General features: G+C 70.2%; 13 protein-coding genes. 7 read left to right on the top strand and 6 right to left on the bottom strand.

Annotated features, from left to right (window positions below):
• Positions 1-101 precede the first annotated feature (101 nt).
• Positions 102-2,447, top strand: a complete 2,346-nt coding sequence (locus tag P0L94_08865; GenBank protein WES66175.1) for a CDP-glycerol glycerophosphotransferase family protein — start codon at positions 102-104, stop codon at positions 2,445-2,447.
• Between the two features lie 67 nt (positions 2,448-2,514).
• Here the strand turns inward: P0L94_08865 and P0L94_08870 are convergent, their stop codons facing one another.
• Positions 2,515-4,194, bottom strand: coding sequence for a CDP-glycerol glycerophosphotransferase family protein (locus P0L94_08870; GenBank protein WES66176.1), 1,680 nt, complete (start codon positions 4,192-4,194; stop codon positions 2,515-2,517).
• A gap of 114 nt (positions 4,195-4,308) precedes the next feature.
• Between P0L94_08870 and P0L94_08875 the strand changes: the two genes are divergently transcribed.
• Genes P0L94_08875 through P0L94_08885 form a run of 3 tightly spaced genes read left to right on the top strand, consistent with a single transcriptional unit; the run spans position 4,309 to position 8,088 of the window.
• Positions 4,309-5,703: a bifunctional cytidylyltransferase/SDR family oxidoreductase gene (locus P0L94_08875; protein WES66177.1), complete on the top strand. Its 1,395-nt coding sequence runs from the start codon at positions 4,309-4,311 to the stop codon at positions 5,701-5,703.
• 48 nt (positions 5,704-5,751) lie between these two features.
• Positions 5,752-6,747, top strand: a complete 996-nt coding sequence (locus P0L94_08880; protein WES66178.1) for a glycosyltransferase — start codon at positions 5,752-5,754, stop codon at positions 6,745-6,747.
• A 30-nt stretch (positions 6,748-6,777) separates the two neighbouring features.
• On the top strand, positions 6,778-8,088 hold the full coding sequence (locus P0L94_08885; protein WES66179.1) for a UDP-glucose/GDP-mannose dehydrogenase family protein: 1,311 nt from the start codon (positions 6,778-6,780) through the stop codon (positions 8,086-8,088).
• 36 nt (positions 8,089-8,124) lie between these two features.
• Here the strand turns inward: P0L94_08885 and P0L94_08890 are convergent, their stop codons facing one another.
• From P0L94_08890 to P0L94_08900, 3 genes are all read right to left on the bottom strand, one after another.
• Positions 8,125-9,282 carry a glycosyltransferase gene (locus P0L94_08890; protein WES66180.1) on the bottom strand — a complete coding sequence of 386 codons (1,158 nt, stop codon included), beginning with the start codon at positions 9,280-9,282 and terminating at the stop codon, positions 8,125-8,127.
• On the bottom strand, positions 9,272-9,421 hold the full coding sequence (locus P0L94_08895) for a hypothetical protein (protein WES66181.1): 150 nt from the start codon (positions 9,419-9,421) through the stop codon (positions 9,272-9,274). The genes P0L94_08890 and P0L94_08895 overlap by 11 nt, the downstream gene beginning before the upstream one ends.
• A 100-nt stretch (positions 9,422-9,521) precedes the next feature.
• Positions 9,522-10,646 carry a glycosyltransferase family 2 protein gene (locus tag P0L94_08900; GenBank protein ID WES66182.1) on the bottom strand — a complete coding sequence of 375 codons (1,125 nt, stop codon included), beginning with the start codon at positions 10,644-10,646 and terminating at the stop codon, positions 9,522-9,524.
• 195 nt (positions 10,647-10,841) lie between these two features.
• Here P0L94_08900 and P0L94_08905 point away from each other — a divergent pair, with 195 nt between their 5' ends.
• Positions 10,842-12,044, top strand: a complete 1,203-nt coding sequence (locus P0L94_08905; protein ID WES66183.1) for a glycosyltransferase — start codon at positions 10,842-10,844, stop codon at positions 12,042-12,044.
• A gap of 33 nt (positions 12,045-12,077) precedes the next feature.
• On the opposite strand, the gene P0L94_08910 is transcribed toward P0L94_08905, so the two are convergent.
• Positions 12,078-12,977, bottom strand: a complete 900-nt coding sequence (locus P0L94_08910; GenBank protein WES66184.1) for a sulfotransferase — start codon at positions 12,975-12,977, stop codon at positions 12,078-12,080.
• Positions 12,978-13,123: 146 nt separating this feature from the next.
• On the opposite strand from P0L94_08910, the gene P0L94_08915 reads away from it, so the two are divergent.
• The gene (locus P0L94_08915; GenBank protein ID WES66185.1) at positions 13,124-14,080 is read left to right on the top strand and encodes a lysylphosphatidylglycerol synthase transmembrane domain-containing protein; all 957 of its coding nucleotides are present in this window, start codon (positions 13,124-13,126) and stop codon (positions 14,078-14,080) included.
• 28 nt (positions 14,081-14,108) lie between these two features.
• Positions 14,109-15,008 carry a sulfotransferase domain-containing protein gene (locus P0L94_08920; protein WES66186.1) on the top strand — a complete coding sequence of 300 codons (900 nt, stop codon included), beginning with the start codon at positions 14,109-14,111 and terminating at the stop codon, positions 15,006-15,008.
• A gap of 3 nt (positions 15,009-15,011) precedes the next feature.
• Here the strand turns inward: P0L94_08920 and cysC are convergent, their stop codons facing one another.
• The gene (cysC, locus tag P0L94_08925) at positions 15,012-16,130 is read right to left on the bottom strand and encodes an adenylyl-sulfate kinase (GenBank protein WES66187.1); all 1,119 of its coding nucleotides are present in this window, start codon (positions 16,128-16,130) and stop codon (positions 15,012-15,014) included.
• Positions 16,131-16,223 lie beyond the last annotated feature (93 nt).

Below are 16,223 nucleotides of genomic sequence, written 5' to 3' on the forward strand. Positions count from 1 at the left end.
GCGGCGCGACGGATCCGCCCGCTTCCTGTGGACACGTGCGTGAGGCGCTCGCGCGCCTGCCTACAATGGGGCGTCCCCGCACGTCAACAAAGGAACAGTGAATGTTGCGTGAACGCCTGCGAGCATCGTCGGCTCTGCGCACCCTTCGCTTCCTGCCCTACGCGGTGCCCTACACGCTGCTGAGGCTCGTCACGCGACCGCGGCGCAGCCGCGTGCTGTTCCTGTCGGACTCGCACGCGGGGTTCACCGGCAACATGGAATGGGTGCGGCGCGAACTTGCGCGCCAGCGCCCCGGAACGCGCGTCACGGGGGTGTTCAAGCCGAGCCTGCGGGCGCGGCGCCCGCTGCGTGACGTCCTGCGCCTGCCGTACCTGATGGCCACGAGCGGCGTCATCGTCGTCGACGACTTCTACCCCCTCATCTACGAGCTCCCCCTGCGGCGGGGCACCCGCCTGGTCCAGCTCTGGCACGCGGCCGGCGCGTTCAAGCGCGTCGGCCACAGCCGCGCGGGCCTGCCGGGCGGGCCGACGCCCGGCAGCCGCATCCACCGCAACTACACCGACGCGTACGTCAGTTCCGAGGGCATCCGCTCCGACTACGCCGAGGCGTACGGCATCGACCGCGCTCGCGTACGCGCGCTCGGCGTCCCGCGCACCGACTTCTTCTTCGACGACGACGCGCTCGCCGCCGCCCGGGCACGGGTGCGCGACGCGCTCGGGGTGCGGGACGACGAGCGCCTGGCGGTGTTCGCGCCCACCTTCCGCGGGAACGGGCAGCTCAGCGCCTACGTCGACGAGAGCGCCGACTGGGCGGGCGTGGCCCGCGACCTGGGGCCCGGCTGGCGGGTCGCCGTCCGACGGCATCCGTTCACCGAGCGGGCCGCCGGCCCGCTCCCCGAGGGCCTTCTCGATGCCGGGGACGGTCTCGACATGAACGACGTCCTCGCCGCGGCCGACGTGCTGGTGACCGACTACTCGTCCGCCGTGTTCGAGTTCGCACTGCTGCGGCGGCCGATCGTGCTGTTCGCGCCCGATCTCGAGGAGTACACGTCCTCCCGCGCCTTCTACCGGCCGTTCGAGGCGTATGCGACCGGACCGGTCGTGCGCGACCCCGACCGCCTCGCCGAGGCCATCGGCACGGCCACGGTCGACGACGAGGCCCTGGACCGATTCCTGGCCGAGTTCTGCGGCATGCTCGACGGCCACTCGTCCGAACGGATCGCCGCCGACATCGCCGACGGCCGCGCTCCCGAGACGCCGAAGCGCTCGTGGATCCAGGCACTGCGACTCGATCTCGCGGCCGCCTACGCCGCGAGGTTCGCCCTCGGGACGGCGAGCAGGCTGATGCGGGTGCTGCCCCGCCGGCGCAAGATCACGATGATCACGCGCGAGCACAAGGAACCGCCGCTGGACTTCGTGCTTCTCGAGCGCGCCATCCGGCACGAGGACGCGGATGTCGAGATCACGACGATCGCCCGCATGGTCCCCCCGGGCATCGTGGGCAAGGCCGTCTACGCATTCCATCTGCTGGCCGAGCTCTATCACGTCGCCACCTCGCGCGTGCTGATCATCGACGGCTACTCGGTCGTCGCGAGCGCCGCCAGGCACGGCTCGGGCCTGACCGTCGTCCAGCTGTGGCACGCGCTGGGCTCGCTCAAGAAGTTCGGGCTCAGCATCCTCGGCCGGCCCGAAGGCCGAGACCCGCGGATCGCCCGGGCCATGCGGATGCACCGGAACTACGATGTCGTCGTCGCCAGCGCCGAGATCTGTCGAGAGCCCTACGCCGAGGCGTTCGGCGTCGACCCCGAACGCGTCATGATCGCGCCGCTGCCGCGCGTCGACTACCTGCGGGACGACGAGGTCAGACGACGGGCTCGCGAGCGCTTCCGCACGCTGTACCCGGATCTGTCCGGCCGGCCCATCGCGCTGTTCGCACCCACCTTCCGCACCGACGGCACGTCGCAGGGGATCGATCCGCTCGAGCTCACCGCCCGCATGAGGGACATCGGCTACGCGACGATCACCAAGCTGCATCCGATCCTGCGGCCGCTGCGAAGCCCCGATCTGCGGGTCGCGCCCGGCATGTCCACGCAGGAGCTCCTGCTGGTGGCCGACGTCTTCATCACCGACTACTCGTCGGCCGTCTTCGAAGCGGCGGTGGCGGGAGTGCCCTCCTACCTGCTCGCCCCCGATCTGGACAGCTACACGAACTCGCGGGACTTCTACGTCGACTACCCGCAGGCGCTGGGCCTGACCGTCGCGGCGACGGCGGACGAGCTCGCCTCGCACGTGGCCGCCGGGACGACGACGGCCGAAGCGATGGCCCGCATGCGCGACCGATTCGTCCAGCTTCCGCCGAACGGCTCAAGGACCTCGATCACGGAGCGCCTCGCCGCCGCCGTCGTCTCGTACGCCGACGTGGCGGACCCCGCCGACCGGGCGGCCTGACACCGGCTCGCGGACGACCGCGCGCGCCGACCGCCTCCGCCGGGGCGCGCCGGCGGTCGCGGCGCGCTCAGCGCGCAGCCGGCTCCGCAGCGCGGCGCAGCCAGTCGCGGGCCGCCTCGACGAAGGCGTCGGCGTACGCCGCGGCGGAGAAGTCGCCGAGATAGTAGTCCCGGCCGGCACGTCGCCGCCCGCGCATCGAGTCGTCGCCGAACATGTCGTCCAGCACCGCGGTCCACGACGCCGGCTCCCCCTCGAGCACGTAGGTGTATCCGGCGACGGCGTAGCTCTCGACGAACGCGTCCGCGCTCGTCGACGGCGACATCATCGCCAGCGGCTTCTCGGAGAAGAGATAGTCCGTGACGGTGCTCGACACGTCCGCGATCATGGCGTCGGACGCGTTCATGCAGTCCACGATCGACCACTCCTGCGTCGCCCGGACGCCCCACGCGTGGTCGACGTCGTGCGCGGACGCGTGCGCGGCCAGCATCGCGTCGATGCGGTCGACGATCGCGCCGTGCTCGGGGTTGCGCGCGGTGAGGGGGTGCGGCCGGAACACGACCCGGCATCCGCGGTCGAGCAGATCCTGCACCAGCGCGGCACCCACCGGCAGCGAGCAGAAGTCCGAGTCGCTGAAGTAGCCGCCCCACGTCGGCGCGTACAGCACGGTCGGAGCGCCCTCGGCCCGCGCATCCGCCCTCTCGATGGCCTCCACCTGCGGCCGCCCGACGATCTGCGCCTGCCCAGGCTCGACGTGCACCCCGTAGTGGGCGAAACGGTCGATCGCCGCCCGTCCCGCGACGAAGTTGACGTCGAACATCCGGAAGGCCTTGCTCGCCGACGCGGGCTTGTCGCTGTCGCCGTGGTTGAGCTGGATGTGGGTGAGGTGGTTGTACCGGATCAGGTGCGCGTTCTTCAGCGCGGTGTTGACGTAGAAGACCGTCGTGACGGAGTCGACCACGACGCGCTCGACGTCCGCCTCCGCCACGCAGTGCACGACCGGGGCGTCCGTGACGCCCGCCAGGTCGTCCACGACGGCACGGTTCCGCACGACGATCGCGTAGGGCAGGCCGAGCCGGTCGAGGTACGGCAGCCACATCGTCAGCTGGTACGCCGCCGAGGCCGGACCGTCCCAGTGCAGCAGGAAGACCGGCCTCGCCTCGGCCAGTCCGGCGAATCCGCGCTCGAGCGATGCGGCCCGCCGGGGCCGGGCCCGCGCGATCGCGATGCCGAGAGCGAGCGTGGCGAGCACCGAGACGACCGCCGCCGCGAAGGCGAGCACCGGCAGCGCCCACGCCGCCGCCGCGAGGCCCAGCAGCAGCGCGATCGAGTTCACCGAGAACGCCGTGCGCGAGGCCACCTCGCCGTCCGCCGACGGGTCGGCGCCCGGGATGTTCAGGAACCGCCGCGCGCCGAGGCGCAGGAGCGGATCGCGAAGCAGGCGCTCGGCGACGACGGCGCATCCGACGATCGTGATCGCAGCGCCCGCCTCGGGCGACACTCCCTGCGCCAGCACCGGGATGAGCGCGGCGACGAGGATGAGCCGCGGCGCGACGAACCGCCCCGCCCACCGCCGCACCCGTGCCTGCGAGCGGAACATCACCGCGGCGACGACGGCGATCAGGACGAGCCCGAGCTGCCACCACCCGACGGCGAAGGCCAGAACCGTCAGGAGGGCCCCGATCGAGCTGCCGTGGTCGTCCCACGCCCAGCGCCGCGAGTACTCGCCGAGCCGCTCCACGCGCTTCACCCGGTGCTCCCTTCCGTAGGCCGCCGATGCCGCTGGCCATCTTAACCCGCCGTTCACCCGGAATTCAGCGTCGTAGGATAAGGCGTCCCCTCCCCCACCGAAAGCACCGCAGCCATGTCTCAGCCCCGAACCGTCGTCGTCCTTCTGGCCGGAGGGGTGGGCGTTCGCGTCGGGCTCGGCATCCCGAAGCAGCTCATCAAGATCGCGGGCAAGGCGATCGTCGAGCACACGCTCGAGACCGTCAACGCCAGCCCCCTCGTCGACGAGATCATGATCGTCATGAACGCCGGCGCGATCCGCGAGCTGGACGGACTGCGCGACCCCGAGCGCTTCCCCAAGCTCTCGCGCATCATCCCCGGCGGGGCGACGAGGAACGACTCCACCCAGGCGGCGCTGGCAGCCCTCGGCGACGACCCCGATGTCAAGGTGCTCTTCCACGACGCCGTCCGCCCGTTCGTCGACGACCGCATCATCGGCGACTGCGTCGACGCGCTCGACGACTACGACGCCGTCGACACCGCGATCCCCTCCGCCGACACGATCATCCAGGTCGACGCCGCCTCGCACATCACCGACATCCCGGATCGCTCGCGCCTCCGCCGCGGCCAGACCCCGCAGGCCTTCCGGCTCGGAACGCTCCGCCGCGCGTACGAGCTGGCGAACCAGGACAAGTCCTTCCAGGCCACCGACGACTGCGGCGTGGTCTTCCAGTACCTCCCCGAGACCCCGATCTACGTCGTCGACGGCACGGCGCAGAACATGAAGGTCACCGAGCCGATCGACGTGCACATCGCCGACAAGCTCTTCCAGCTGCAGTCCGAGAGCCTGTCCGCAGACGCCGACGAGCTGCCCGACATGACCGGCAAGGTCGTCGTCGTCTTCGGCGGCAGCTACGGCATCGGGGCGAGCACGGTCGAGCTCGCGCGCCGCGCCGGGGCGGACGTGCACGAGTTCAGCCGCACCACCACGGGCACCGACGTACGCTCGCGCGTGCTGGTCAAGCGGGCGCTGAAGTCGGTCTTCGAGGCGACGGGCCGCATCGACGTCGTGGTGCTCACCGCCGGGATCCTCCAGATCGGGCCCCTGGCCAAGACGAAGGTCCGGCAGATCGAGACGACGATCGAGACGAACTTCCTCGCTCCCGTCATCGTCTCGCGCGCCGCGCACAAGTACCTGAAGAAGACCGGCGGCCAGATGATCCTGTTCACGTCGAGCTCGTACACGCGCGGACGTGCGAACTACGGCGTGTACTCGGCGAGCAAGGCCGCCGTGGTGAACCTGACCCAGGCGCTCTCCGAGGAGTGGGGCGCGACCGGCGTGAAGATCAACTGCATCAACCCGCAGCGGACGCACACGCCCATGCGCACCGCCGCATTCGGCGACGAGCCCGAGTCCTCCCTGCTGGATCCCGACCACGTCGCCCGGGTCACTCTGCGCGTCGCCGGCGGCGATCTGACCGGTCAGGTCGTGACCGTGCGCGTCGAGCAGGCGGCGTCGTCCGCTTCCTGAATGCCGCGCACCGGAGCGTTCTTCCAACCAGGGTAGGATTCTCGCGTCATGCCAGTCGCATCCGATCCTCCATCGCTGCCCGCGGACCCCGTGTTCGCCCCCTCTTCGGCGACGATCGCCATCGTGACCTACAACAGGTCGGGGCTGCTCGCCCGGCTCCTCGAGAGCATCGTGACGATGGACCCCAAGCCGGGTCACGTCGTGATCGTCGACAACGCCTCCCAGGACGACACCACCGATGTCGTGGAGTCCTTCCGCGAGCGCATCGGCACCGAGCTGGTGTACCGCCGCATGGAGACGAACACCGGCGGCTCGGGCGGCTTCAGCGAGGGCGTGCGCGTGGCGTACGAGCTCGGCTCGGAGTGGATCTGGCTCATGGACGACGACGTCGAGGTGCTCCCCGACGGTCTGGCGAAGATGGGCAGGTGGGCGCCGCGCTTCCGGTCCATCCAGGGGCGCCGGTACGACTTCGACGGCAGCGAGTTCTACTGGCAGTACCGGGTCGCCGAGCGCATGGGGATCCCGATCCCCTTCGCCCCCGCGGACTTCGACGATTCGGGGTACCGCCCGATGAACTCCGGATGCTTCGAGGGCATGTTCATCCACCGCGACATCGTGGCCCAGATCGGCCTTCCCGACCCCCGGTTCTTCATCTACTGGGACGACCAGCTGTACGGGTGGCTCGCCTCGCGCAAGACGCAGTCGGTGATCGTCGACGAGTTCGTGCTGCGGCGCACCCGCGAGATCAAGCAGTGGGACATGGGCACGCGGCACATGAACGCGTCCAGCAACACCTACCGCTTCTACATCATGCGCAATCGCGCGATCATCAAGCGCTACTACCGTGAGCTGGGCGTGTACAACCCGGTGCTGTTCGGCCTCGGCACGACGCTGACGTTCGGCAAGGAGCTCATCCGCCTGCTGTTCGTCGAGCGCACCGTGCGCGGCACGAGCAACCTGTGGCGCGGGCTGCGTGCCGGGCACACGATCGCGCGCGACAAGACATGGGCGCCGATGGCGCCGCTCGCCGAGACCGTCGGCTAACACCTCTCACCGAGCATCCTGGAGTTCCCTGTGCGTCTTTCTGTCATCGGCTGTGGATACCTCGGCGCCGTGCACGCGGCGGCGATGGCCTCGATCGGCCACGAGGTCGTCGGCATCGACGTCGACGCGGCCAAGATCGCCTCCCTGCAGGCCGGGCGCGCACCGTTCTTCGAGCCGGGACTGCAGGAGATCCTGAGCGAGGGGATCGCGTCCGGGCGGCTGCGGTTCTCGACGGACTTCGCCGATGCCGCGGGCTCCGCGGTGCATTTCGTCGGAGTGGGGACGCCGCAGCAGAAGGACGGATACGCCGCCGACCTGACGTACGTGAACGCTGCCGTGGACGCCCTGGTCCCGCACCTGGGAGCGGGCGAGATCGTCGCGGGCAAGTCCACCGTGCCGGTGGGCACCGCGGCGATGCTTGCCGAGAAGGTGTCCCCGACCGGGGCGGTCCTGGTGTGGAACCCGGAGTTCCTGCGCGAGGGCTTCGCGGTGCAGGACACCGTCGACCCCGACCGTCTGGTCGCCGGCGTCCCCGCAGGCGAAGCGGGCGACCGCGCGACCGAGATCCTGCGCGAGGTCTACCACCCGTCGGTTGCGAAGGGCACCCCGTTCATCGTCACCGACTACGCCACCGCCGAGCTGGTGAAGGTCGCCGCGAACGCGTTCCTGGCCACGAAGATCAGCTTCATCAACGCGATGGCCGAGATCGCCGAGTCCACCGGCGCCGACGTCACGCAGCTCGCCGACGCCATCGGCCACGACGCCCGCATCGGCCGCCGCTTCCTCGGCGCGGGGATCGGGTTCGGCGGCGGATGCCTGCCCAAGGACATCCGCGCGTTCTCGGCCCGCGCCGAAGAGCTCGGCCGCGGCGAGTCCGTCGCGTTCCTGCGCCAGGTCGACGAGATCAACCTACGCCGCCGCGAGCGCGCTGCGCAGCTGGTCGTCGACGCCCTCGACGGGTCGGTGTACGACAGGAACGTCACCGTCCTGGGAGCGGCGTTCAAGCCCCACTCGGACGACATCCGCGACTCCCCCGCCCTCGATGTCGCCGTGCGGCTGCACGGCCTGGGCGCGAAGGTCACCGTCACCGACCCCGAGGCGATCCACAACGCCCGCCGCGTGCACCCGCAGCTGACCTACGTCGAGGACCGCGACGAAGCCCTCACGGGAGCCGACGCCGTCATCGTCGTCACCGAATGGGACCAGTACCGCCGCGAGCTCGACCCCGCCCACGCCGCGACCCTCGTCAGCGGGACCATCGTCGTCGACGGCCGCAACTGCCTCGACCCCGCCGCGTGGCGCGCCGCCGGCTGGACCTACCACGGCATGGGACGCCCGTAGGGCGATGGTGTCCCGGGCGCAGATCGCCCGGCGCGATCAGGCCACGCGGTCTCCGCGTGGTCGGCGGTCCGCGAACTCCGAGACGACGGCTCCGGCGAACGCGCCCCAGGTGTTCCGCCCGGCGAACGCGCGGACGCCCCGGCCCAGTTCCGCACACGACTCGCGTGTGGCGGTCCGCAGCGCGTCCGCGAGCGCGCGGGCGTCTCCCGGAGGAACGAGAATCCCCGTCGACTCGTCGATCACGTCGACCAGGCCGCCGACCCGAGTCGCCAGCACGGGTGTTCCGTAGTGGAACGCGGCCGACACGACTCCGCTCCCCGTGGCCGAGCGGTACGGCAGGACGACGAGGTCGGCACGAGCGAAGTACTCCGCAGCCTCGGCGTCGGAGACATACCGGAGCACCGTCTCTGCCCGGAGCGCCGCCGCCCCCTCGCGCCAACGATCCGGTTGGTCCCAGCACTCGCCGACGATGGTGAGGTGGACCTCGTCGTCGTCCAGGAGTGCCATCGCCTCGAGCAGGACCTCGAGCCCCTTGTACGGCCGGATGAAGCCGAAGAACAGGATCTCCAGCCGTCCGCGCGGCTCCCGCATCCGCGCCGGCGCCGGAAACCGGTCGTACACCGGATGCGCTCGCGCCATCACCGGGCGGTCGGGCACGATCCGTGTCAATTCGCTCCGGAGCGCCTCCGCATGGACGATGTAGCCGTCCGCGGAGGACAGCATGAGGCGACTCAAACGGCGTCGGACGCGACCGGCGCCATGATCGCCGAGGTTGTGGCAGAGGAAGACCGTGCGCACTCCTGCGCGGCGCAGCCGGCGCGCCATGTACGCCGTCCACGGCTGCCAGAACAGAGTCCACCACGCGAACACGACGACATCCGGTGCAAGCGCGATCATGCGGTCGACGGTCTTCCGCCACGAGAGCGGGCGGGTGGCGCTCAGGCTGTAGTCGACATCGGGCAGTGGATCGAGGTCGGGATCGATGTCCGTCTCACCGGGATAGAGGCTCTGCGGATACTGCTTGGCGAACGAGAACACTCTGACCGAGGCGAAGTCGCGCATGGCTGTCGCCAACGACTCGGTGTGCTGCGCGATCCCGCCGCGGTACGGTCGCACCGGTCCCACGATGCACACCCGGGGACCGGCGGGATCGGCGGGCATCTCGCCTGCGGCCGGCACGATCTCAGAGGCCATGGCGCGCCGGACCCGAACCTCGCGACGTGAGGGCGATCACGCCCAGGGGGATGTCGTGGCCGTGAGATGGCGAGGGGGTCGTGGGGATGCGCGTGTCGGAGACGGTGCGGTCGCTCGGGGCGACCCGGAACTGCTTCACCTTTCGAGCGTAGCCTCCGCGGTGACGGAGCCGACCACGCGACAGGGCATCGCCGCACCGCTCATGGCCTGCCGTGCGTGACGAGCGGATCCCGGGTCGGTCAGGACGGCGCGCGGGCGCCGCCCGGCACGGACACGGCCTCGGACCTCGAACGCGGATGCACGTGCGGCGGCTCGTCGGTCGCGGGGTCCAGCTCCGCGGCCGGGGTCGCGTCACGTGAGATCGACAGCGACGGATGCCGCGCGACGTCCGCTTCCGATACCTCTTTCGGATCGCGGACGCGTTCCGGCGCGTACTGCAGCAGCTTGAGGCGCTCGAGCGCGTCCTCGGTCAGCGTCCGGTTCGTGTGCAGCATGTCCGACAGGACCAGGAGCGCGACGCTGAGGAGGGACCCGACGAGCAGTGCGCTGCCGAGGATCAGGGACTGGATGTGGTCCCCCGCCGCACCCACCCACGTGAGCACGAGGAAGCGGCCGAACGGGATCATGGCGCCGATGAAGAACAGCGCGGCCAGCGTCAGGAACACCACGTGCGGCTTGAACATGATGTAGCTGCGCATGATGGCCTGGCTCGAGCGGCCCATGTGCTCGAAGATGTTGCGGAACAGCCGCGACTCGCGCGTCTTGGGGTTCGTCTTGATCGGGATGCTCGCGATGCGCAGACGCTTGTTGCCCGCCTGGATGATCGTCTCCATGCAGTAGCTGAACTGCGTGACGATGTTGAGGCGGATGAGCGATTCCCGCGAGTAGGCGCGGAATCCGCTGGCGGCGTCGGGGAGCCTGGTCTCGGCGGCGAAGTTGACCACCGCGCTCCCCACGCGCTGCATCAGACGCTTGAACGGGGAGAAGTGCTCGACGCTGCGCGTCTGCCGATCGCCGATGACGATGTCCGCATCGCCGCGCAGGATCGGGCTCACGAGATCGCCGATGCGCTCCTGCGGGTACTGGTTGTCGCCGTCGGTGTTGACGACGATGTCGGCGCCGTGGGCCATCGCATAGTCGACGCCGTCACGGAAAGACCTGGCCAGACCCATGTTCCGATTGTGGAAGACGAAGTGGCGCACACCGAGCGCCCGCGCGACCTCGACCGTCCGGTCGGATGAGCCGTCGTCGACGACCAGGATGTGGATCTCGTCGACGCCGGGGATCTCGGTCGGGATCGTGGCCAGCACCGAGGGCAGGGTCAGCTCTTCGTTCAGGCAGGGGATCTGGATGAACAGGCGCATGGGCTCTCTCGCTCGGGACCGCGGACGCACAACCTTCCTCGGGCACCGAGCGCCAGGTTCACGTGCCCGGGTGCCGTTGAGGGCATGCTACGCAGTCCTCCGGGACCTCGGCAACGACGGGGACGCGGACCATGTTCACTCCGGTAGCCTGACCGTGATGGCGAGACGGGCGCCGACCGGCAGATCGGATGACAGATGAGCAGGCGCGACTCCGTTCTCGTGCTCACGTCGACGTACCCGCGTTGGCGCGGCGACTCCACCAGCCCGTTCGTCAAGGAGCTCACCGAGCAGGTGCAGCGGCGAGGCTACCCCGGGCATCAGTACGTCCTGGCCCCGCACAGCGCCGGCGCCCCGCGGACCGAGCAGGACGGGGACATCTCGATCACCCGCGTGCAGTACATGGTGCCCGCCTCGGCTCAGAACGTCTTCTACGACGGAGGCGCGGCCAACAAGTCCCGAGGCGGACTCTTCCTGATCGGCGCGGCGTCGTACATCGTCGCCCTGTTCGCGTGCGCGGTGTGGAAGATCCTCCGGTATCGCGACATCGGGATCATCCATGCCCACTGGATCGTGCCTCAGGGCCTGGTCGCCGTGGTCGCCGGGTGGCTCCTGCGCCGCAAGGTTCTCGTGACGGTCCACGGGGGCGACATCTTCACCGCCCGCGGGAAGTGGAGCGCGCGCCTCGCGCGCTTCGTGCTGGCGAAGGCCGACATCGTCGCCGTGAACAGCACGGTCACCGAGGCGGCCTGCCGCGCTCTGTGCGACCGGGAGTATCTGTTCGCGCCGATGGGCGTCGACATGGACGACTTCGCCTCGGCGCCCGCCCAAACCGGCGACCGATCGCGGAACATCGTCTTCGCGGGTCGGCTCAGCCCGGAGAAGGGCGTGGAGTTCCTCATCGAGGCGCTGAGGGCGCTCGACGCGGAGACCTCGCTCACCATCCTCGGGGACGGTCCGCGCCGGGCGGCGCTGGTCCGGCTTGCGGCGGAGGCCGGAGTCGCGGACCGCGTGAGCTTCGAGGGCTGGGTGCCGCACGATGCGATGGCGCGGCACCTGCACTCGGCAACGGTCTTCGTGGCGCCGTCCATCACGTTGGCCAACGGCTGGCGAGAAGGCATGGGCGTGGTCTACCTCGAGGCGATCTTCTGCGGAGTCCCGGTCGTCACGACGCGCAGCACCGGGGCTCGGGACTTCATCGAGGAGGGCGTGACCGGCTACGTCGTCGAGGAACGCTCGGCGTCGGCGCTGGCGGACGCCGTGTCGAAGGTCTTCCGCGGCGGCACCGATGACGCCCGCATCGCCGCGCACGCCGCGCACCTTCGCCGCATCTACGGCTGGCCGGCATGCGCCGAGCGCTACGCGTCGGCGTACCGAGATCTGGCGCCCCATCGATCCTGACGGCGCGACGCACGCACGCGCCGCGCCGACGGGTCAGCGAAGGCGGGAGACGTCCTCGCCGAGAAGCTCCTCGAGGGCTGCCAGACCCGGCGAGAACACGGCTTCGAGCTCGGCGCGGGTCTGCAGGTCGATCCGCGGCTTGTCGCCCTCGCTCAAGAGCCCGCCGCGAATGCGCCGCACGAGCGGGCGCGGCACGAACCGCAGCCCGGCGCGCGCCAGCGCATCGTTCGACAGGACCGCGGCGGCCAGGCGATTGCGTGGCTTGGAGTAGGCGTTCTGCGCGGTCGCGGGCTCGTAACCTTCGAGGGGCGCTCGATCGGCGCCGAGGAAGTCGAGCACCTTCCGCAGCACCGCCGTCGGCTCACGCAGCTCATCGAAGTACAGAACGAGGATCTGGTCCCGCCGGAAGTGGCGGAGGTACGCGGACAGCTGCTCCGCGTACATCCCGTGCTCGATGAAGTCGTACGCGGGGTTGGTCGGAACGTCGTCGGAGCGGATGTCGTCGATCGTCGCCGCGAAGCTCTTCTGCGCCCCCCTTCTGCCGTACAGCAGATAGTGGGAGAACGCCCGGTCGACCGGGTCGCGCAGAATGGCGATCAGCTTCGCCTCCGGAGCCCGCGCGGCGATCCGCGGGGCGACATCGGGGTCGGCGAGATAGTACGAGCTGGCCTCCCCGCGCCAGCGCGCGCGTGCACCGTCGGTGAACAGGGCGAGGTAGTCGTCGGGCTCGGTCGTGGTCTGCAGGATCGCGCGCTCGAGGTCGGGCAGATCGAACCCCGAGAAGAAGTGCGGCTCCTTGACGGCGGACATGAACACATCCGGGTGGCGCATGTCCTGGAGCCACGTGTGCAGCGAGGTCGTGCCGGATCGTGGAGCTCCGAGGATGAACAGGTTCGGCCAGCGCGGATCTCCCTCGTGCTGTGGCGGCTGCATCGCGATCATCCTCCGTCTGGCGCTTCCCACCGCCCAGTCTGCCGCACCGGCCGAGGCGGACGCGTCGGTACACTGTGACCACCCGCCGCGTTATCCGCTGCGCCCCGTCCCGCTCCCTCCGCACCGTGAGGACCTGCTGAAGCCACATGCGCAGTCGACGTCTCCGGACCGCCGTCAGCGCCGTCGTGGCCGCCGTGCTTCTGGGCGCCATCGCGTGGTACGTGTGGCAGAACTGGAGCCAGTTCAGTGAGATCCGCCTGACGCAGCCGTGGGCGCTGGGCGTTGCGGGAGTGTTCGTGCTCGCAAACGCCTACGCGATCGGATCCGTCACCCAGGCGGCCATCGCGCCGCACGGCGTGGATCTCGCCCGCAGCGAGCTGTTCGGCCTGGCGATCCTGACGCGGTTCACGAATCAGTTCCTGCCCAGCTACGTGGGGGCGACCATCCGGGCCACCTACCTCAAGCGGGCCCATGACGTCACCTACGCCAAGTTCTCCTCCAGCTTCCTGGTGAGCAACATCCTGCAGCTGGTGGTCACCGGCGTCCTGGCGGTGCTCGTCCTGCTGCTCATGGGCAGCGACATCAGCCTGCTGGGGAGCTTCGTCGTCGCCGGAGTCGCGGTCGCCGTCGTCACCGTCGTCATGGCGTTCTTCCCGGCGAAGCGGCTCGGCGAGCGGCTGGCAGCGAGCCGTCCGCGCGGCCGCCTGCGACGGCGGGTGGCGGACCGGCTGGCCGACGCGCTGACCGGCTATGCCGTCGTACGCGCAGAGCCGCGGACCTTCACCTCGTCCCTGCTGTGGATTCTCGTCGCGGTGACGACCAGCAGCGTCGTCTACATCTGCCTCTACGCCTCGCTCGGGCAGGCTCAGGACATCGCCGGCATCGTGTTCGTCGCGATCGTCGCCGGCTGGGGTGTCGTGCTGTCGCTGACACCGGCGGGCATCGGCGTGCGGGAGGGCATCATGATGATCTCGGCCGGCATCGTGGGCCTGCCGATCGCACCGACCGTGGTGGTCGCCCTCCTCATGCGCATCGTGACGATCGTCGCGACGGGCCTGCCGAGCCTATACTTCGGGCCCAGGATGATCCATCGGAAGGACTAGACAGGGATGATCGCGAGGAGGGCACCGGATGCCGAGAGATGAACTCGACTTCGTCGTGATCGGGGCGGCGAAATCCGGGACGACGAGCCTGTACGCCGCGATCTCGCAGCATCCGGGACTGTTCATCCCGAGCGAGAAGGAGGTGCCGTTCTTCAACGACCCCCGCTGGTACCGGCGAGGGTTCGACGCCTACATGCGCACGTACTTCTCGGACGTACCCGACGGTCAGGCGATCGGAACGGTCACGCCGCAGTACATGCTCGACACCTCGGACGGCGCGGTCCGTCAGACGGCGCTGCGCATGAGCCGGCAGCTTCCGGGGGCACGGCTGGTCGTCATCCTCCGCAACCCCGTCGACCGCGCGTACTCGCACTACAAGATGCGGGTGCAGCGAGGGTACGAGCAGCGCTCCTTCGACGACGTCGTGGACCAGGCGATCGCGGCGGGCGATGGGCCGCGCGAGGGCGCCGCAGCCGATGAGCACCGCTACGTGTTCGGCAGCGAGTACGGCAGGATCATCGGCGAGTTCCTGAGGCACTATCCGCGCGAAGCGCTTCTGATCCTCACGACGAAGCAGCTGCGCGATGACCCCGTCGCCGTCTCCCAGTCCGTCTTCGCCCACATCGGAGTCGACGACGACTTCGTGCCGGCGGACGCGGACAAGACCCATCGCGAAGGAGGCAGCGCCCCGAAGGTCCGCGTTCTCACGCCGGGATTCCTCTTCGGGATCCCCGGGGTGCAGTGGGTGTGGCGCAATGCCGTTCCCGCACGGTTCCGCAAGCGCGTCGAGTACCGTCTCAACCTCTGGAACATCAAGGCCGACGACCTGAGGCTCTCACCCGACGACCAGGCGTACCGTCGGCTCATGGACTACCTCGCCGACGATCTCGCCGCACTCGATCGCATCGAGCCGGGCCTGGTGTTCTGATCCCTACGGCGTCGAGGCGATGACCTCGAGGATGCGGTTCACCGCCTCATCGGGCGGCACCACGCTCGCATCGATCGTGAGGTCCGCGTCCTCGGGCTCCTCGTAGGGGTCGCTGATGCCGGTGAACTGCGGGATCTCGCCGCGGCGCGCCTTGGCATACAGGCCCTTGCGGTCCCGCTGCTCGCACACCTCGAGCGGCGTGGAGATGTGGACGAGGACGAACCGGCCGACGGCTTCGATGCGCTCCCTCATCTCGGCCCTCATGCCGACGTACGGCGCGATCGGAGCGCACACCGCGATGCCCCCGTGCCGGGCGACGAGGGCCGCCACCCAGCCGATGCGTCGGACGTTCATCTCGCGGTCCTCACGCGAGAACCCGAGACCCGACGAGAGGATCTGCCGCACCTCGTCGCCGTCCAGCAGGGTGGCCGTGCGGGCGTCGGCGCCCGGCAGCCGCTCGAACAGGCGCTTCGCGATCGTCGACTTGCCCGAGCCGGACAGTCCCGTCAGCAGCAGGACCAGGCCGTCGCCCTGCGCGCGCGGCGTGGTCCAGATCGTCACGTCGTCCGCGACGAGCGTTCGCGCCACGTGCCGCAGCGCATCGACCCATTCGTGCGCCGTCCGCGCGGTCTCGTCGGGCGCGGGCAGCACGACGACATCCCGCCCGGTCTGACGGGCCGACGAGACCGCGCGCGCGAGCGCCGCGGTGTCCCCCCGGTCGACCACGACCACGGCGGCGTCGGCGACCGCGTCATGCCAGCGCTCGTCGTCCACGGGCGGGACCTCGCCGGTCACGACGACCGCGCGGGCGCGCCGCGCGGTCGCGACCGTGGCGCGAAGCTCACGCTGATCACGGTGACCGAACGGCCGACCCGGCCGCACCGCTCCGATGGCGTGACCGACGGCATCCGTCCCCTCGACCTCGAGACTCGCGACGGCGGTCCCTTCCTCGTCCACGAGATCGATCGTGGACCCCGGTTCCGCGGATTCTCCGTCCGGGAGGACCAGACGGGCGGCCGGCCGGTCCGGCCCCTCGTACCGGGGACCCGCGCCCCAGGCGCCGGCGAGCACGAGCTCCAACTCGTTGCGCTGGGACGTCGACAGCACGACGCTCCTCGACATGCATCCTCCACTCGTGGGTGCGGGCCTCGGTCTCCCGCCGGTCCTGCGTGGCGCGCTGCCAGCGCGGACACGTCAACCCACGGTACCGGCGCG

This window comes from Microbacter sp. GSS18 (assembly GCA_029319145.1).
Taxonomy (GTDB): Bacteria; Actinomycetota; Actinomycetes; order Actinomycetales; family Microbacteriaceae; genus Microbacterium.

Bases quoted from the DNA above. Each gene is read 5' to 3' on its own strand.
- P0L94_08865 (WES66175.1), top strand. From the start codon at position 102: ATGTTGCGTGAACGCCTGCGAGCATCGTCGGCTCTGCGCACCCTTCGC.
- P0L94_08875 (WES66177.1), top strand. From the start codon at position 4,309: ATGTCTCAGCCCCGAACCGTCGTCGTCCTTCTGGCCGGAGGGGTGGGC.
- P0L94_08880 (WES66178.1), top strand. From the start codon at position 5,752: ATGCCAGTCGCATCCGATCCTCCATCGCTGCCCGCGGACCCCGTGTTC.
- P0L94_08890 (WES66180.1), bottom strand. From the start codon at position 9,282: ATGGCCTCTGAGATCGTGCCGGCCGCAGGCGAGATGCCCGCCGATCCC.
- P0L94_08900 (WES66182.1), bottom strand. From the start codon at position 10,646: ATGCGCCTGTTCATCCAGATCCCCTGCCTGAACGAAGAGCTGACCCTG.
- P0L94_08905 (WES66183.1), top strand. From the start codon at position 10,842: ATGAGCAGGCGCGACTCCGTTCTCGTGCTCACGTCGACGTACCCGCGT.
- P0L94_08910 (WES66184.1), bottom strand. From the start codon at position 12,977: ATGCAGCCGCCACAGCACGAGGGAGATCCGCGCTGGCCGAACCTGTTC.
- P0L94_08915 (WES66185.1), top strand. From the start codon at position 13,124: ATGCGCAGTCGACGTCTCCGGACCGCCGTCAGCGCCGTCGTGGCCGCC.
- P0L94_08920 (WES66186.1), top strand. From the start codon at position 14,109: ATGCCGAGAGATGAACTCGACTTCGTCGTGATCGGGGCGGCGAAATCC.
- cysC (WES66187.1), bottom strand. From the start codon at position 16,130: ATGTCGAGGAGCGTCGTGCTGTCGACGTCCCAGCGCAACGAGTTGGAG.